The organism is Vibrio sp. 2CM40D, from assembly GCF_023161825.1.
Classification (GTDB): domain Bacteria; phylum Pseudomonadota; class Gammaproteobacteria; order Enterobacterales; family Vibrionaceae; genus Vibrio; species Vibrio alginolyticus.
Genome location: NZ_JALNTL010000001.1, coordinates 168,390 through 187,197 on the forward strand (window position 1 = coordinate 168,390; position 18,808 = coordinate 187,197).

Here is an 18,808-nt window from a genome sequence, read left to right on the forward strand (position 1 = left end):
GATATGAAATCTCTGATAGCTTTGCGGTGTAAAATACTTAATATTTGTAATGGAATCCAGACTTGAGTGATAAAAAACTCTCTAGAGACACAATTTACCGCTAAGTGAGTACCTTTAAGACACTCCTTAAGATAAATTGTAGCCGTTTTTTATTAGATTATTAGAAGAACATAATGAATATCTACACAGATAAAAAAGTGGTCGCTGTTGGCGGTGGTCATGGCTTAGGTCGAATGCTGGCCGCATTACGAGATTTTGGCAGCAATGCAACTGGGATTGTTGCCACGACTGACAATGGTGGTTCAACAGGAAGAATTCGTCACTGCCAAGGAGGAATCGCTTGGGGAGACACACGTAACTGTATTAATCAGCTCATTACAGAGCCTTCGATCAGTTCTATGATGTTTGAATATCGCTTCAAAGGAACTGGCGAACTTGATGGTCATAATCTTGGTAATTTGATGCTTACTGCACTCGATAACTTATCGGTCAGACCTTTAGATGCCATTAATCTGATTCGCAATATGTTAAAAGTCGACGTTAACATCCTTCCTATGTCCGAACACCCTTCGGATCTTTCCGCGTTATCCGTAGATGGGAAGTGGGTTACGGGAGAAACAAATGTCGACGAAATGAAAGCAGACTTGCGACGTTTGGATCTTTCACCAGAAGTGCCTGCTACCAAAGAAGCCATCACAGCTTTGGCGGAAGCGGACGCGATTATTCTTGGCCCTGGCAGTTTTTTAACTAGTATCATGCCTCCTTTATTGCTGCCTGAACTCGGCAAAGCGATTGCAGCAAACACAAAAGCAAAAGTCATTTTTGTTGCTAACCTGAGTCCAGAATACGGCCCAGCGGGACGAATGACGATGGCTCAAAAATTAGAATGGTGTGAACGTGCCTGTCAAGGAAGAAAAATAGACGTGGTTCTAGCAGAGAAAACCGAGCAAGACGTCTTAAGTCAATGGAATGTAGTGACGGAGTCACTCGCCTCCTCTAACCGAGACTGGCGTCACGATAGAAACAAGCTCAAACTAGCGATTGAAAATCAGCTACAACTTTCTATCTAGGAGCACGTTACCTGACTAGCGCCCTCTTTTAAGTTGTTTATTGATAATGAAAACCCTTCTGTCATCGAAGGGTTTTAGTTCAGGCATCCAGTAAGAACAGATGTTTACTAAGAAAAATGGTTAATAGGAATAAATAGCTACTGTCGCCAAGAGCGATAAGCATCTCGAGTTTCGTGCAAAAGATCGAACATAACCTCTAACACCTCAGACTCAGCAGTTAACTCACCGGCTTTCGCTTTTTTGTCTATGGACATCGCCAGTTCACAAAGGCGATCTGCCCCAAAGCTCGCAGCACTACTTTTCAACGCGTGGCTGATTTCTTTTGAGTAAGCTAATCGCTCTGCCCCCTGTAGTTGGGATAAGTTCTCGATATAGGTATCCATTTCTCCTAGGAAGATATCGAACAGTACAGGTACGTTGTCACTGCCAATTTCCATCGACAGTTCATCTATTTTTTGCTGATTTAATACATTTACACTCATACTTTTTGCCGCTCTTCCTTGCCGTTCCATGCCTGTAACTTGCGGTAAATCGTCGACGGACTGACATCAAGGTATCCCGCCGCTCGAGGAATATTGCCATCACATGCTTCAATCGCTTGCTCGATTGCCATTTTTTCCGTCATCCATAATGGCATAATCTCAGATGCGGTCATCGCTTTCGGCTCAATTAATTTAGCCACAGACGACGGACGGTCAAGCGGTTGATTCAACGGTGGCGGTAACATGTCCAACGTAATCTCTTTACCGTTGTTTAGAACAACGATATTGCGTAGCACGTTTTGTAACTGACGAACGTTACCCGGCCACTCATAGCTGTTGAATCGCTCGATGACATCAGGCGCAAAACGTATGAAGCTTTTTCCTTCTTCGTGTGACATGTAACCTAACAGTGAGTATGCAATTTCAATAACATCTTCGCCTCGTTCGCGTAAAGGCGGTAAATGCAAAGGAATGACATACAAACGATAGTACAAATCTTCACGGAATCGACCTTCTTGTACCTCTTTCCAAGGATCACGGTTAGTGGCACAAACAAAGCGCACATCCACGCTCTTCATTTTTGAGGAACCCACTTTTTGGAATGTGCCCGTTTGAATAAATCGTAGCAACTTGGTTTGTAAATCCAAGTCCATCTCACAAAGCTCATCTAGAAAAAGTGTGCCGCCATCCGCTAACTCAGCAGCACCTTGACGATCATTCGCAGCACCAGTAAAGGCCCCTTTTACGTGACCAAACAGTTCACTCTCAATCAAATCTTTTGGAATTGCAGCACAGTTAATTGCAATAAAAGGTTTGTCACCACGTTTACTTGCTGCGTGGATTGCCTCGGCACATACCTCTTTACCAGTACCACTTTCACCAGTGATAAAAATACTCGCTTTACTGCTCGCCGCGGAATCTATCGTACGGTAAACCTGCTGCATGGTTTGGCTACTGCCGATAAACCCCTGATAGCTCTGATTGCCTGGATTATCGGCTTCATTTTTTAGCTTGGTCGCTTTACGAATTGCATTGTTAACCGTGACACGTAAACGGTCTGCTTCACACGGTTTAATTAGAAAGTCTTGTGAGCCATGACGCATGGCCTCGACAGCGGTATCGATAGAACCGTGAGCGGTCATAAAGATTATAGGTACGTCGGGATGACTCTTTTTAACGGCATGTAAAACGTCCATCCCCGTCATATCTGGCAGACGGAGATCGAGTAAAATAAGATCTGGAATTCGATGATTTAGGCTCTCAATGGCATCCCTACCTGTGCCGACAATATTGATATCTATGCCAAGCGGTGTCAGGTATGAGCGGTACAGAGCCGCAACAGATGCGGTGTCCTCGACCATTAAAAGGTAACGAGACTTTGGGCCTTCGGGTTTTTGTTGCATAACCTAGCTATTATTTTGTTGTGTTTTAAACAATAATCGCATTACGCTTTGCATTTTGCAAATAACATTAGCTAAATTATGGGCAAAGGAAAAAATTCAAAAATAATATCAATTATTTAAAAAGTGGCACAAACCATGCTGTAACGATAGTGACCCCTCGGGTCACCTAGCCAACTGACGTTGTTAGTGAACGATATGTTCACAAAACAAGCCAATAGACCCGACTGCCTATTGGCTTCTTTTTTTACAAGCGACCTAAAATGCTTGGATAGTTAAATCGGTAAGTTTGTTCAACTATTTGCGATGAACTGCGCTCGTAGTTTTTCAATCTCGTCACGCTTTTGTGCCGCTAACTCAAATTCTAAATCTTGCGCATGCTGATACATCGCTGCCTCCAGTCGACTGATTTCTTTTTCTAGCTGCTGAGGGGACAGTGCCTCGTAAGTTTGCGAAGGCTCCGCCACTTTCGATAATGGTACCTGTTTAGTGTTACGCTGGCGTTTAGACTTAGTGATATCGCCAAGTTCCATGATGTCTTTGATATTTCGTTTGAGCGCTTGTGGCGAAATACCCATTTCTTCGTTGTACGCTTCCTGCTTCTCGCGACGACGGTTAGTTTCATCCATCGCCTTTTTCATTGAGTTGGTGATTCGGTCAGCGTATAAAATCGCCTTACCTTCGATGTTTCGTGCAGCACGACCAATGGTCTGAATGAGTGAGCGTTCAGACCGCAAGAAGCCCTCTTTATCCGCATCCAAAATTGCAACTAACGAGACCTCTGGCATATCCAGGCCCTCTCTCAATAAGTTTATTCCCACCAGCACGTCAAATTCCCCAAGACGAAGGTCACGGATAATTTCCACACGCTCAACAGTATCAATGTCTGAGTGTAAATAACGTACCTTAACATCATGTTCGTGAAGGTATTCGGTGAGATCTTCAGCCATTCGTTTGGTCAGTGTTGTAACCAGAACTCGTTCATCTTTAGCAGCGCGAATACGGATCTCAGACAATAGGTCGTCGACTTGGGTCGCTACTGGGCGAACTTCCAACTCAGGGTCAAGCAAGCCTGTAGGACGAACGACTTGATCCGCTACATCACCCGCCGATTTTTCTAGTTCGTAATTTCCAGGCGTAGCAGAGACGAAAATCGTTTGTGGCGCTAGTGCTTCAAACTCCTCAAACTTCAGTGGACGATTATCCAAAGCTGAAGGTAACCGGAAACCAAACTCCACTAGCGTTTCTTTACGCGAACGGTCACCTTTATACATGGCACCTATCTGCGGTACTGTCACGTGAGATTCATCGATGATCAACAAGCCATCATGAGGTAAGTAGTCAAACAGGGTTGGTGGCGGCTCACCTTCCGAGCGTCCACTGAGATAACGAGAATAGTTTTCGATACCGGAGCAAAAGCCCAACTCATTCATCATTTCGATATCGAATTGAGTGCGCTGGCTAATTCGCTGCTCTTCCAGTAGCTTGTTGTTATCTAGAAGCTGCTTTTTGCGCACTTCTAGTTCGACTTTAATATTTTCAATCGCTTCAAGAATGCGATCTCTTGGCGTCACATAGTGCGTCTTGGGATAGATGGTATAGCGCGGCAAGTCTCGTTGTTTCACCACGCCTGTCAATGGGTCGAACACACTGATGCAATCCACCTCATCGTCAAACATCTCAACGCGCACAGCGTCTTGGTCTGATTCAGCAGGGAATATATCAATCACCTCGCCACGGACACGGAACTGCCCTCGCTCAAAAGCAACATCATTGCGTGAGTATTGGAGCTCCGCTAGGCGACGAAGCATATCACGCTGATCAATCACATCTCCACGTCGCAAATGAAGCATCATTTGTAAGTAGGATTCCGGATCACCCAAACCATAGATAGCTGAAACCGAAGCAACGATAATAGCGTCTTTCCGTTCCAATAAAGCTTTAGTGGCAGACAGTCTCATTTGCTCAATGTGGGCGTTAACCGAAGCGTCCTTTTCAATGAAAGTATCTGTTGTGGGAACATATGCTTCAGGTTGGTAGTAATCATAGTAAGAAACAAAATACTCAACCGCATTATTAGGAAAGAATGACTTCATCTCACCATATAACTGAGCAGCAAGCGTTTTGTTTGGCGCAAGTAATATTGCAGGTCGTTGGGCTTGAGCAATCACATTCGCTAGTGTGAAGGTTTTACCTGAGCCTGTGACCCCCAACAATGTTTGATGTGCTAGCCCAGCATCGAGCCCCTCAAGCAACTGATTGATCGCTCCTGGTTGATCGCCCGACGGCTGATAATCGGAGACCAATTCATAGACTTTACTCATACCCTTCCTCAATTTTACTGCGCTTTGGCTGTATATATATACACCTTAGCTAATGAAATCTACGTCTATCGAGAATTTAACCATCATTGTTAATAAATTTTCTTGTTTGTCTAGAATGCTATAGCCATACAAAAGTGACTCTGATATAGTACTTCGCCCTAGTTGAAGAGCTACACACATTCTTCACATTATAGTTTCCACAACTTTTCCCCAAAAATTAGCTTAAAACTTTCTTATCCCCAAAAGATTGATTTTTATCCACTTTGAATACCTTTTGATTAACATCGATAAATCTTTGTTTTATTTGCTTATTTTACGCATAACTCCGACTAAAAATTCATTAAATAAAAACTTAGTTGCATATCAACTTTCTTTACCCAGATCTCATCAACATACTTATCCACAAATTTAGTGGATAACTAACCTCGAGCCTTTACTGGCAAGCCATACAGAAAAGTAAAGCCCTTAACTCAATATTTTTTGCTAAAAATGTATTTTTTTACTGTTGACAGTAGTTTGAGTGCTCGGTAAGATTCGTCCCGCTTTCAAGCAAAGCAATTCCTCCTTAGCTCAGTTGGTAGAGCGACGGACTGTTAATCCGCAGGTCGCTGGTTCGAGCCCAGCAGGAGGAGCCAGATTATAGAAAAGCCGTGTCGCAAGACACGGCTTTTTTTGTATCTTAATCGCCAGGAAATCTAAGCCAATCTAGGCGCCATAAAATCACACCGAAATAAGTTCAAATTACAGAACTCATAACATTGTCATAGATAGTGTTCTCACAGTACCACACATTTAATTCTGTCTCTTTCCTAGCAAAAAAACAATCATAACTAATTGAATCTATTATTAATGCAATTTAATCATTGAAAAAATGAAAAGCATTCATTTTACTCATAATAAATAAATCCATACGATTAAAAGGGTTAAGGATGGTTCCGTCCTACTCGTCGCCTCCATTCTAATTATCAATAACTTAGGGATTTACTTATGACTATTCCGACAACTGACATGCTAGATGCATGGGCTGGATTTACTGCTGGTGAATGGCAAAACTCTGTCAACACTCGTGACTTCATCCAAAAAAACTATACACCCTATGAGGGAGACGAGTCTTTCTTAGCCGAGGTTAGCAAATCCACTTCAGCATTATGGAACCAAGTGCTTGAAGGCATAAAACAAGAAAGCCGCACACACGCCCCTATTGATTTTGACACAGACTTGCCCTCAACAATCACTTCCCACGATGCAGGCTACATCAACAAAGATCTGGAAAAGATCGTTGGCTTACAAACTGATCAACCGCTAAAACGTGCAATCATCGCCAATGGCGGGATTCGCATGGTAAAAAACTCGTGCGAAGTTTATGGCCGCGAACTGGATCCAACGGTTGAAAAGATCTTCACTGAATACCGTAAAACTCACAACAAATCGTGTTTCGACCTTTACACCAAAGAAATTCTAGCCTGTCGTAAATCCGGCATCATCACGGGCCTTCCTGATGCTTATGGCCGTGGTCGTATCATTGGTGACTATCGCCGTCTCGCCCTATACGGTATCGACTTCTTAAAAGCAGACAAAAAAGAACAATACAATTCAACACAAACGTTCTTAGAACAAGGCAACGATCTTGAGAAAACACTTCGTCTTCGCGAAGAAATAGCCGATCAAGTTCAAGCACTTGAAGACATTCGTCAAATGGGTCTGAAATACGGCATTGATATGTCGCTACCTGCAAAAACAGCACAAGAAGCGATCCAATTTACCTACTTTGGCTACCTAGCGGCGGTTAAATCGCAAAACGGCGCAGCAATGTCACTGGGCCGTACTTCGACTTTCCTAGACGTCTATCTAGAGCGCGATATCGCAAACGGTTTGATTGATGAATCACAAGCGCAAGAAATGATTGACCACTTCATCATGAAGCTACGCATGGTTCGCTTCCTACGCACACCAGAATACGATTCATTGTTTTCTGGCGACCCAATCTGGGCAACCGAAGCCATGGCAGGTATGGGTGTTGATGGCCGTACACTAGTATCTAAAACGACATTCCGATACTTACATACGCTGCATACTATGGGCCCTGCTCCTGAACCAAATATGACGATTCTTTGGTCAGAGCAATTGCCTGAAGCGTTCAAACAATATGCTGCAAAAGTGTCGATTGATACCTCTTCGGTTCAATACGAAAACGACGATCTAATGCGTCCTGATTTCGACAATGACGACTACGCGATTGCCTGTTGTGTGAGCCCGCAAATTGTTGGTCAGCACATGCAATTCTTTGGTGCACGTGCCAACCTTGCAAAAGCACTGCTTTACACCATCAATGGTGGTATCGATGAAAAATCGAAAGCGCAAGTGGGTCCGGTAGTGGACAAAGTTCAAGATGAAATTCTCGACTTTGACGCTTTGATGCCTCGTTTCGACAATATGTTGGAGTGGCTAGCAACGCAATACGTCACAGCGTTGAACATCATCCATTACTCACATGACCGTTACAGCTACGAAGCATCACTGATGGCATTGATGGATCGCGACGTGCACCGCACCATGGCGTGTGGTATTGCAGGTCTGTCTGTTGTCGCTGACTCTTTGGCGGCAATTAAATACGCGACCGTGAAACCTGTTCGTGATGAAGATGGCATCGCCGTTGATTTTGAAATCGAAGGTGATTATCCAAAATTTGGCAACAACGATGCCCGTGTTGATGACATCGCTTGTGATCTAGTTGAGCGCTTCATGAAGAAAATTCAGAAGATGCACACCTACCGCGAAGCAGTGCCAACTCAATCGATTTTAACAATCACATCTAACGTGGTTTACGGTAAAAAAACGGGTAATACACCTGATGGCCGTCGCGCAGGTATGCCTTTTGGGCCGGGTGCAAACCCAATGCACGGTCGTGATGAAAAAGGGGCGGTTGCGTCTCTGGCATCGGTGTCTAAATTACCGTTCGCTTACGCTAAAGATGGTATTTCTTACACTTTCTCAATTGTGCCGAACGCATTGGGTAAAGATGAATTAAGTCAGAAGAAAAACCTAGCCGCGCTAATGGATGGTTACTTCCATCACGAAGCAAGCAACGAGGGCATTGCGATTGAAGGTGGTCAACACCTTAACGTCAACGTTCTAGACCGAGAGATGTTATTGGATGCGGTTGAACATCCAGAGAAATACCCTCAGTTGACGATTCGAGTGTCTGGTTATGCGGTACGTTTTAACTCTCTAACGACAGAGCAACAGCAAGACGTCATCACTCGTACTTTCACAAGTAAGATATAAACATAGTCCATCAAGCACTCAGAAGATTTAAATAATTAGCTTGTAAATATGCATTGCCCGCTTCTCTTTTCTACCTGGGAGAGGCGGGCTTTTTTTAAAATCACACATTAGATGAAAATTAATAGGTAGTATCCTCTCGCTAACAATACATTCAGCAAACGATTCAATTTCTTATTGATTCATCAAAATACATCAATTAGACGACTATTTTTCCATCGTGTATGTAAAACCACATCGTTCACTGGTTGTTATTGGTGTCACAAAACACGATAATATCAAGATCGGATTTTAAGAACGTAATAACTATGACCGAATATGTTTTGTTGTTGGTCGGCACTGTGCTGGTGAACAACTTTGTACTGGTGAAGTTTTTGGGCCTATGTCCTTTCATGGGTGTGTCCAAAAAACTGGAAACAGCAATAGGTATGGGCTTAGCGACAACTTTTGTGCTAACGCTCGCGTCAGTGTGTGCGTATTTAGTGGAAAGCTACATCCTTCGTCCACTAGGTATTGAGTACCTTCGAACCATGAGTTTTATTTTGGTGATAGCCGTTGTGGTGCAGTTCACCGAAATGGTTGTGCACAAAACCAGCCCGACGCTTTATCGCTTGCTTGGCATTTTCTTACCGCTGATCACAACAAACTGCGCAGTATTGGGCGTGGCACTTCTTAACATTAATGAAAACCATAACTTTATTGAATCGATCATCTACGGCTTCGGCGCCGCTGTTGGTTTCTCATTGGTGTTGATACTTTTTGCATCCATGCGAGAGCGCATAGCCGCCGCCGACGTTCCTGTACCTTTTAAAGGTGCATCAATAGCAATGATTACAGCAGGTTTAATGTCACTCGCCTTTATGGGCTTTACAGGTTTGGTGAAGTAAGCGATGAGTACGATTTTAATTGCGATTATCGCGTTAGCGGTTCTGGCTGCGATTTTCGGCGCGATACTTGGTTTTGCTTCTATTCGCTTTAAAGTTGAAGCGGACCCTATTGTGGATCAAATCGACGCCATTTTACCGCAAACTCAATGCGGTCAATGTGGCTACCCTGGTTGCCGCCCTTATGCTGAAGCAATTGCAAATGGCGACCACATAAACAAATGTCCACCTGGTGGTCAGGCAACAATCGAAAAGCTCGCCGACTTAATGGGTGTTGAGCCAGAAGAATCTGCGCACGATCTCGACAGCAAAATTCCAACCGTTGCGTTTATTCATGAAGACATGTGTATTGGCTGCACTAAGTGTATTCAGGCGTGTCCGGTGGATGCAATTGTAGGCGGAACAAAGGCGGTCCATACCGTAATCAAAGACGAATGTACGGGCTGTGACTTGTGTGTTGCCCCATGTCCGACTGATTGTATTGAAATGATTCCTGTGGCAACGACCACAGAAAGCTGGAAGTGGCAACTTCACTCCATTCCGGTACTTAACATTACGGATGCTGCCGACAATGCAGCGAACGTGAAAGATTCAATTAAGTAAGGTTTCACATGTTGTCTTTGATTGAACAAATTCGTACAGGCGCGCTTTGGGATTTCCCAGGTGGTGTGCATCCGGCAGAAAATAAAAAGCAGTCCAACAAAACTGAACTCGCTCATGCGGCTATCCCGTCAGAAATTGTATTGCCGCTAAAACAGCACATTGGTAAAGCGGGTAACCTACTGGTTGCCGAAGGTGACTACGTATTAAAAGGTCAGCCATTAACGCAATCGGAGACCGGCTTTACGGTTCCAGTGCATGCTCCAACATCAGGTACGCTCACCGCGATTGAGCCACGAACTGTCGCGCACCCTTCTGGGTTAAGTGAGTTGTGCGCAGTCATCACGCCTGATGGGAAAGATGCATGGTGTGAAAGAAACCCCGTCGCAGATTACCAACAAGAAACCCCTGACGCACTGATTGATATTATTCGTCTCGCTGGTATTTCTGGTATGGGTGGCGCAGGCTTCCCTACTGCAAAAAAAATCCAATCAGGTTTTGCTCGTACCGAGATTCTTATCGTTAATGCAGCAGAGTGCGAGCCATACATCACGTCTGATGACAAGCTCATGCAAGAACATGCCGAAGAGCTTATTCAAGGTATCGAAATTGTCGAACATATCCTGACACCAAAGCTCACGATTATTGGCATTGAAGACAACAAGCCAGAAGCAATCAAAGCGCTAGAAGCTGCGGCTATAAACAAAGATATCGTTATTCGCGTTATCCCGACTAAATACCCTTCTGGCGGTGAAAAACAGCTGATCAAAATTTTAACCAATAAAGAAGTACCAAGTGGCGCGATTCCAGCCGATATTGGTATTTTGGTTCAGAATGTTGGTTCTCTTTACGCTATAAAACGCGCAGTCATCGACGGTGAACCGATGATAAAGCGCATCGTGACTCTCACTGGTAAAACCTTCAAACAACCACGCAACGTTTGGGCATTGTTAGGGACACCAGTACAAGCACTGTTGGATGAGTTTGGCTATAAAGCAGATAAGAAGTTACAGCGTTTAATTATGGGTGGGCCAATGATGGGCTTTACCCTTCCTCACTCCCAAGTGCCGATTACCAAGACAGCAAACTGTATCCTTGCTCCGACTCGTCGTGAGATCTCTCCGCACCAGTATGAGATGGAATGTATTCGCTGTAGCCAATGTGCAGAAGCGTGCCCTGCTTCGCTGCTGCCTCAACAACTGCAATGGCATGCAAAAGCTGAAGAGTATGACAAACTCGAAGAATTAAACTTAAAGGATTGTATCGAGTGCGGCGCTTGTGCGTTTGTATGTCCAAGTGAAATTCCGCTCGTACAGTACTACCGCCAAGCGAAAGCAGAAATTAGAACTAGAACACAAGAAGCGGAAGCTGCAGAGCGAGCAAAACTGCGTTTTGAAGAGAAAAAAGCGCGTATGGAACGCGAAAAAGCAGAACGTGAAAATCGCTTCAAGAAAGCTGCCGATCAGCGCCGTAAAGAGATGAAGTCTTCTGGCGGCGATGATGCGATAGCAGCAGCGATCGCACGAGTGAAAGCTCAAAAGACAGAAACCACAGAAAAAACAGAGCCAGCAGTAAAACCAGCCGTAGCGGCAGCCATTGCCAAAGCGAAGGCGAAACAAGCGGCAGCAGCTAAAGCAGGCTCTAGTGAACCTGATAACTCAGAAATGGCAAAACTGCGCGAAGAACGCAAACGTCTTGCTCGCGAACGGAAAGCGCAAAAAGAACAAGGCGAAACGCCAGACAATAACGCTGATGATAAAAAGTCGGCAGTTGCGGCCGCCATCGCCCGAGCTAAAGCGAAAAAAGCACAACAAGAAGATTCAACTGAATCTGTAGAATCGGAAACGTCTGCACAGCAAGACAGCGATCCGAAGAAAGCCGCGGTTGCTGCTGCCATTGCACGTGCCAAAGCACGTAAAGCGAAGCAAGCAGACTCAACTGAAGCGGAAGAAGCTGACGCACCTGCCGAGCAGACCGACGATCCGAAAAAAGCCGCAGTTGCCGCTGCAATTGCTCGAGCCAAAGCGCGCAAAGCGAAGCAAGCAGACTCAACCGAAGCGGAAGAAGCTGACGCACCTGCCGAGCAAACCGACGATCCGAAAAAAGCCGCAGTTGCCGCTGCAATTGCTCGAGCCAAAGCGCGAAAAGCGAAGCAAGCAGACTCAGCTGAAGCGGAAGAAGCTGAAGCACCAGCCGAGCAAACCGAAGATCCGAAAAAAGCCGCCGTGGCAGCTGCCATTGCACGTGCCAAAGCGCGTAAAGCTAAGCAAGAAACGCAAACAGAGCCTGTTGAAGAAGCAACTTCCGAAGAACCAGAAGTGGATCCGAAGAAAGCCGCGGTTGCCGCAGCAATTGCGCGCGCGAAGGCTCGTAAAGCGAAACAAGCAGACTCAACTGAAGCGGAAGAAGCTGAAGCACGTGCCGAGCAAACCGACGATCCGAAAAAAGCCGCCGTGGCTGCTGCCATCGCTCGAGCCAAAGCGCGCAAAGCGAAGCAAGAAACGCAAACAGAGCCTGTTGAAGAAGCAACCTCCGAAGAACCAGAAGTGGATCCGAAGAAAGCCGCGGTTGCCGCAGCAATTGCGCGCGCGAAGGCACGCAAAGCGCAACAAGAAGCTAATAAAAATAATACTGAGGAGAACGAGTAGTGTCGTTTTTTATTGCCAGTTCACCGCATACCCACAGTCGTCGTAGTACGCCAGACTTAATGAAATGGGTGGCACTTTGCGCACTTCCAGGTTTAGTAGCTCAAACCTACTTCTTTGGCTGGGGTACGCTTATTCAGCTGATTTTTGCCATTGCAGTCGCTGTATCCCTTGAAGCCTTAGTCATGATCTGTCGTAAACGCTCACCAATGAGAGCGCTACGTGATAACAGTGCAATAGTTACCGCTTGGTTGTTAGCCGTTGCTATACCACCATGGTCTCCGTGGTGGATTATGGTGATCGGGCTTATTTTTGCGATAGTAATTGCTAAACACCTCTATGGTGGCCTTGGACAAAACTTATTCAACCCTGCAATGGTCGCTTATGTGGTCTTGTTGATCTCTTTCCCAGTACAAATGACGAGTTGGAGTGCACCGACATCACTCATACCTGATCATGTAAATTTTGCAGATACACTCTCTTTAATTTTTACGGGCTATGATTACGACGGCTTATCACTTCAGCAAGTTCGCTCAGGTGTTGACGGCGTGACAATGGCGACACCACTTGATGCATTTAAGACTGGCATTCTTACAGGTGCCACTCCAAGCGAAGTAATGTCGCAGCCAATATTTGATGGCTTAGGTGGTATTGGTTGGCAATGGGTAAACCTTGCTTACCTTCTTGGCGGCATAGTCATGATCAAAAAGCGTATCATCCAATGGTATATTCCAGCAGGTTTCCTTGCGAGTCTGACTCTGTTTAGCCTAGTGTTCACGTTGCTGACGCCAGGGGAAACTGCGTCGCCAGTTTTACACTTGTTATCTGGTGCAACCATGCTTGGCGCATTCTTTATTGCAACCGATCCCGTTTCGGCGTCTACCACCGTCAAAGGACGTTTAATCTTCGGTGCGCTTATTGGTGCTTTGGTTTTTATCATTCGCAGTTGGGGCGGTTTCCCAGATGGTGTTGCATTTGCAGTGTTGCTTGCAAATATGTGTGTGCCACTGATCGATTACTACACCAAACCTAGAACTTACGGTCACTGAGGTAAACATGTTAACCGCTATTAGAAAAAATGGTCTGACACTCGCGATATTTGCATGTGCAACAACCGGATTAGTCGCCCTTACTCAGTACCTAACAAAAGACCAAATCAAGGTACAAGAGCAAAAACAATTACTTTCTGTTTTGAATCAAGTCATTCCAGAAAACATGCATGACAACGCACTCACGCAAGCTTGTACAATGGTCACGTCTCCAGATCTGGGGACATTACGTGCGATGCCAGCCTACCTCGCCACGAAGAATGGTGAACCAATAGCAATCGCAATAGAATCTATCGCGCCAGATGGCTACAATGGTGAGATAAAAGTGATTACTGGGATTGATAATCAGGGCAATATTTTGGGGACACGCGTCCTAAACCACCAAGAAACCCCTGGTCTGGGCGATAAAATCGATCTTCGTGTCACCGACTGGATCCTGAGCTTTACAGGAAAACAAGTCACGGAAAACAATTGGAATTCGTGGAAAGTTCGTAAAGATGGCGGCGATTTCGATCAATTTACTGGTGCAACGATCACGCCAAGAGCCGTCGTAAAAGTGGTGCGAAATACCGTTAACTACGTAAACCAATCTCGTGAAGACATTCTTAACCAGCCGTTAGGCTGTGAAGGAGAGCAGTAATGAATGAGAATAAATTACTGATGAAAAACGGTATGTGGAGTAACAACCCCGCTCTCGTACAACTGCTGGGCTTATGTCCACTGCTAGCGGTTTCTTCCACGATAACCAATGCATTAGGTCTTGGTATTGCAACCTTACTCGTGCTAGTTGGATCCAACGTAACAGTTTCTCTTATTCGTAACTATGTGCCAAAAGAGATCCGTATACCTGTATTCGTTATGATCATTGCCTCACTCGTTACCTGCGTTCAGTTGTTAATGAATGCCTATGCGTACGGTTTGTACCTGTCTCTAGGTATCTTTATTCCTCTGATTGTAACGAACTGCATTATTATTGGCCGAGCAGAAGCTTACGCGTCAAAAAATGATGTTGCACCCGCTGCGCTAGATGGTTTGTGGATGGGCCTTGGTATGACGAGCGTCTTGGTTGTTTTAGGTGCCATGCGCGAATTGATTGGTAATGGCACACTATTCGACGGAGCAGACCTTCTCCTAGGAGACTGGGCTTCAGCTCTACGGATTCAAGTTTTCCAATTTGACAATAGCTTCCTGTTAGCGCTTCTCCCACCTGGTGCATTTATCGGTGTTGGGCTGTTGATAGCGCTCAAAAATGTCATAGATAATTCAATTCAGGCACGTCAACCAAAAGAAGAAAAACCAACCATAGAACGTGCTCGCGTCACTAACGCATAACAAGATAAGGCTCTGTCATAGGAGCCTTTTTCATAAACCGCAGAGACGGTATTGGAAGTCAGCAATGAACAAAATAAAAAGAATCGAAATTCTTGAGCGATTACGAGAAAACAATCCGAATCCTCAAACTGAGCTTAACTGGAGCTCCCCTTTTGAGCTGCTAATCGCTGTATTACTATCAGCTCAAGCAACCGATGTAAGCGTCAATAAAGCCACCGACAAGCTTTTCCCTGTAGCGAATACACCTCAAAGCATTCTTGATTTGGGAGTCGATGGCTTAAAAGAATACATAAAGACCATCGGTTTGTTTAACTCAAAGGCAGAAAACACAATCAAGACTTGTAAGATCTTGTTGGAAAAACACAATGGTGAAGTTCCTGAAGATCGTGCCGCGTTAGAAGCGCTACCAGGCGTAGGTCGCAAGACCGCAAACGTCGTGCTCAACACCGCTTTTGGTTGGCCAACTATTGCCGTCGATACGCACATTTATCGCGTGTCGAATCGCACTAAATTTGCGATGGGAAAAACGGTTGATGATGTCGAGCAGAAGCTATTAAAAGTTGTGCCAAAAGAGTTCAAACTCGATGTGCACCACTGGCTCATTCTTCATGGTCGTTATACGTGCGTAGCAAGAAAGCCTCGCTGCGGTAGCTGTATTATCGAAGATTTGTGCGAATATAAAGAGAAAGTATACCCAGATAGCTAATGCTATTTGTAAATCAAAGCTAGGAGCAAAAAATGTCAAACGGTCGAATTCTCCACACTATGCTTCGCGTAGGTGATCTAGACAAATCCATCAAGTTTTACACTGAAGTTATGGGCATGCAGCTGCTTCGTACTAACGAAAATAAAGAGTACGAATACACGCTAGCGTTTCTTGGTTATGGTGACGAATCCCAAGGTGCAGTGATCGAACTGACTTACAACTGGGGTAAAACTGAGTATGACCTAGGTACTGCTTTTGGTCATATCGCCATTGGTGTTGATGATATCTACACAACTTGCGACGCTATCAAAGCGGCGGGCGGTAATGTGACGCGTGAGCCAGGTCCAGTAAAAGGCGGAAGCACGCACATTGCATTCGTAAAAGACCCAGATGGTTATATGATTGAGCTTATTCAAAACAAGCAAGCTTCATCAGGTCTTGAAGGCTAAGCGGCACTTCTAATAATCACTTGTACTGCAAGTTGAACTCCGATTACAGGCAGGTCTGCGATCTGCCTGTCCTTTTATAAACAAAACCCTTTACTTGATAATAGTTATCGTTTAGATTTATCCGCAACTTCGATATGCGGGATTACGATAATGATCAGTGAATGGGAAAAACACACACTTCTAGCCGATACGGCACTTCAACTAGATGACCCTGTTCGCAGCATTCTTCATTACCAGCAAGCCCTAAGCCTGAGTGAAGATATCAGCGAATGTGTGGAAATTGAGGCGGACGAGCGATTATTAATTTCTGTGATTTCTTGTCATAACTTAGCTCAGTTCTGGCGTTGGGCTGGAGATACTGACTATGAACTCAAATACCTTCAACTGGCCTCTGAGAAGGTCTTAACACTTATCCCACAATGCCCAAATAAAGAGTGTGCAAGCTTTATCGACTCGATAGGATGCTGTACTAAGGCGTTGATAGACTTTATGAAGCGTCACCCTAATCCGGCTATTGCCAAACAGGTTGAAAAAATCGATACCGCCACCAATTGCGAAGTCATTGCCAAATTCCGCTTAAACTAACATTCAAATTATACAGCAGGAATCACCGAAACGTGCTTGGCAAAATACCACTAAAATATTATTAACAACGTCAGTAAATCAAAAATGCCGAAGCTTTCAGCTTCGGCGTTTTTATATGCATCACACTTGGGTTCGCCCTAGAGATATCACGACTCGGCGGTTTTTGTCTTTTCCTATTGGCGAACCGTTATCTGCAATAGGACGACGCTTGCCGTACCCTTGCACTTGAATTCGATCTTCCGGTAGCCCTAGAGACTGAAAATAGTCACGAAGTGACTCTGCACGTCGCTCTGATAAACTTTGACTCGCACTTTTACCATCGGTTGAATCTGTGTACGTCGCCACCAGCACGAGATCGATATCTTGATTATGTCGGATATAATCTGCAATTTGTGATAAACGCTTTTTAGAAGCCTTGGTTAACTGATCACCTTGTCTTTCGTAGTGCAAAATCGTAAAAGCAATGTCCTCGAAACTGTATTTCAATAAGTTGGAAATACAGTCGCTAAACGCGTTGTACTTGTTTTGAAACAGTACTGATGACAATGCGACTTCAATTCTCTGATCTCGGCTCTGCCAATCTTGGTAACTAAAAGTCGGATAACGGCCTTTTTCCAGCTCAGACAAAATGCCCCATGCTGTTTGCCCTCCGACATAACCATCAAACTGTTTAAAAAACTTTAAGTTTGTAATTCGATCGGCGTGTTCACCTGGTCGCCAAGGTGGCGGCATAGAAATGAGACTGACGTTACGTGTTTCTCCCATCGGGCGACGCATTTTTAACTCAAAGTCTAAATTGATTTTTTTATTTGCACGAGATGAAAATACCGCATCTCCAAAGCTTGGAATGGGGTGTACAAGCTGACATTCTAATGGTGTATTGACCACCATTTCCCATTGAGATTGCTGTGGAGTTGCAGCATAACGTTTGCCCATCAAAGCGAAGCTGCTTGTGCTAAACAACGAAAATACAACACCACTGGTAATCAGCCATTTCTTCATCTAATACTGTCTCTTAAACGGCAGTCTGTTGCCGTCAATTTGCATCAATAAAATTACTTCAACCGGCATGCAAAAATCTCGCCAATATAGGGTTATCTGTCACACTGCCATTAATGTGAGCCACCGTGTTCCAATCACCTTAACCGCCACTTAGCGTTTTACTTCCTCATGTTTTATCGGTTTACATGATGCAAAGTATGGCGAATAAACGTCTACATAATATGCAATACAAACTTATTGATTGGATGCAAAATAGAATTCCGGTTTTCTCTTAAATTGCGGTTTTTCTCATCGGTATAATCTGCAATAATGCAGCCTTCGTCACACAAAAATAAGCCAACATGACACTAGAAAATGAAGCTCTAACCTTGAAAAAACGCTTTCGTGGTTATTTCCCTGTGGTAGTAGACGTTGAGACCGCTGGTTTCAATGCTCAAACTGATGCACTTTTAGAAATCTGTGCCGTTACGTTGAAAATGGACGAACATGGCGTGTTGCATCCGGCCTCCACCATTCATTTTCATGTGGAGCCATTTGAAGGCGCTAACTTAGAAAAAGAAGCGCTTGAATTCAATGGTATTCGTGACCCTTTCAGCCCTCTTCGTGGTGCTGTTTCTGAGCAAGAGGCGCTAAAGGAAATTTATAAGCTTATTCGCAAAGAACAAAAAGCCGCAGATTGCTCACGTGCAATTATGGTTGCTCATAACGCAGCATTCGACTTGGGTTTTGTAAATGCAGCAAATGAACGCTGTAAACTAAAAAGAGTCCCTTTTCATCCCTTTGCTACTTTTGATACGGCTACATTAAGTGGCCTTGCTTATGGCCAAACAGTTCTCGCTAAAGCATGCAAAACAGCCGGGATGGAATTTGATAACCGTGAAGCACACTCTGCGCTTTACGATACACAAAAAACAGCAGAATTATTCTGCGGTATTGTCAACAAATGGAAGGCCCTCGGCGGTTGGCCGCTTGTCGACGAAGAATAATAAGTAAACACA

General features: G+C 44.6%; 16 protein-coding genes and 1 tRNA gene. 13 read left to right on the plus strand and 4 right to left on the minus strand.

Features of this window, described 5'->3' with window-relative positions; translation table 11 throughout:
* The first annotated feature begins 173 nt into the window (after positions 1-173).
* Positions 174-1,070, plus strand: coding sequence for a YvcK family protein (locus MTF70_RS00735; protein WP_005388931.1), 897 nt, complete (start codon positions 174-176; stop codon positions 1,068-1,070).
* Between the two features lie 137 nt (positions 1,071-1,207).
* Here the strand turns inward: MTF70_RS00735 and luxU are convergent, their stop codons facing one another.
* From luxU to uvrB, 3 genes are all read right to left on the minus strand, one after another.
* Positions 1,208-1,552, minus strand: coding sequence for a quorum-sensing phosphorelay protein LuxU (gene luxU, locus MTF70_RS00740; protein WP_005380770.1), 345 nt, complete (start codon positions 1,550-1,552; stop codon positions 1,208-1,210).
* Positions 1,549-2,955 (minus strand): quorum-sensing sigma-54 dependent transcriptional regulator LuxO, encoded by a 1,407-nt coding sequence (luxO, locus tag MTF70_RS00745; protein ID WP_005380768.1) that lies wholly within the window; start codon positions 2,953-2,955, stop codon positions 1,549-1,551. Before luxO ends, luxU begins: the two co-directional genes overlap by 4 nt.
* 290 nt (positions 2,956-3,245) lie before the next feature.
* Complete coding sequence (gene uvrB, locus MTF70_RS00750; RefSeq protein WP_017636056.1) at positions 3,246-5,276, minus strand: excinuclease ABC subunit UvrB; 2,031 nt, start codon at positions 5,274-5,276, stop codon at positions 3,246-3,248.
* A gap of 559 nt (positions 5,277-5,835) precedes the next feature.
* Here uvrB and MTF70_RS00755 point away from each other — a divergent pair.
* From MTF70_RS00755 to MTF70_RS00805, 11 genes are all read left to right on the plus strand, one after another.
* A tRNA-Asn gene (locus MTF70_RS00755) sits at positions 5,836-5,911 on the plus strand.
* Positions 5,912-6,263: 352 nt separating this feature from the next.
* A complete protein-coding gene (gene pflB / locus MTF70_RS00760; RefSeq protein WP_205461162.1) occupies positions 6,264-8,561 on the plus strand; it encodes a formate C-acetyltransferase in 2,298 nt (765 codons plus the stop codon).
* 305 nt (positions 8,562-8,866) lie between these two features.
* The gene (rsxA, locus tag MTF70_RS00765) at positions 8,867-9,445 is read left to right on the plus strand and encodes an electron transport complex subunit RsxA (protein WP_005380762.1); all 579 of its coding nucleotides are present in this window, start codon (positions 8,867-8,869) and stop codon (positions 9,443-9,445) included.
* 3 nt (positions 9,446-9,448) lie between these two features.
* On the plus strand, positions 9,449-10,045 hold the full coding sequence (rsxB, locus tag MTF70_RS00770) for an electron transport complex subunit RsxB (RefSeq protein WP_005380760.1): 597 nt from the start codon (positions 9,449-9,451) through the stop codon (positions 10,043-10,045).
* 8 nt (positions 10,046-10,053) lie between these two features.
* Positions 10,054-12,690, plus strand: a complete 2,637-nt coding sequence (rsxC, locus tag MTF70_RS00775) for an electron transport complex subunit RsxC (RefSeq protein ID WP_205461161.1) — start codon at positions 10,054-10,056, stop codon at positions 12,688-12,690.
* A complete protein-coding gene (rsxD, locus tag MTF70_RS00780; RefSeq protein WP_005390256.1) occupies positions 12,690-13,736 on the plus strand; it encodes an electron transport complex subunit RsxD in 1,047 nt (348 codons plus the stop codon). Before rsxC ends, rsxD begins: the two co-directional genes overlap by 1 nt.
* Before the next feature lie 7 nt (positions 13,737-13,743).
* Positions 13,744-14,376, plus strand: coding sequence for an electron transport complex subunit RsxG (rsxG, locus tag MTF70_RS00785; protein ID WP_205461160.1), 633 nt, complete (start codon positions 13,744-13,746; stop codon positions 14,374-14,376).
* Positions 14,376-15,068, plus strand: a complete 693-nt coding sequence (locus MTF70_RS00790) for an electron transport complex subunit E (protein ID WP_005380745.1) — start codon at positions 14,376-14,378, stop codon at positions 15,066-15,068. The genes rsxG and MTF70_RS00790 overlap by 1 nt, the downstream gene beginning before the upstream one ends.
* Before the next feature lie 64 nt (positions 15,069-15,132).
* Positions 15,133-15,774, plus strand: coding sequence for an endonuclease III (nth, locus tag MTF70_RS00795; RefSeq protein WP_005380743.1), 642 nt, complete (start codon positions 15,133-15,135; stop codon positions 15,772-15,774).
* 32 nt (positions 15,775-15,806) lie between these two features.
* Positions 15,807-16,223, plus strand: coding sequence for a lactoylglutathione lyase (gloA, locus tag MTF70_RS00800; RefSeq protein WP_017635317.1), 417 nt, complete (start codon positions 15,807-15,809; stop codon positions 16,221-16,223).
* Positions 16,224-16,373: 150 nt separating this feature from the next.
* The gene (locus tag MTF70_RS00805; protein WP_005384886.1) at positions 16,374-16,808 is read left to right on the plus strand and encodes a DUF2753 domain-containing protein; all 435 of its coding nucleotides are present in this window, start codon (positions 16,374-16,376) and stop codon (positions 16,806-16,808) included.
* A 120-nt stretch (positions 16,809-16,928) separates the two neighbouring features.
* Here the strand turns inward: MTF70_RS00805 and MTF70_RS00810 are convergent, their stop codons facing one another.
* A complete protein-coding gene (locus MTF70_RS00810) occupies positions 16,929-17,810 on the minus strand; it encodes an OmpA family protein (RefSeq protein ID WP_005384887.1) in 882 nt (293 codons plus the stop codon).
* Positions 17,811-18,151: 341 nt separating this feature from the next.
* Here MTF70_RS00810 and rnt point away from each other — a divergent pair, with 341 nt between their 5' ends.
* Positions 18,152-18,796: a ribonuclease T gene (rnt, locus tag MTF70_RS00815; RefSeq protein ID WP_005384888.1), complete on the plus strand. Its 645-nt coding sequence runs from the start codon at positions 18,152-18,154 to the stop codon at positions 18,794-18,796.
* Positions 18,797-18,808: the final 12 nt, after the last annotated feature.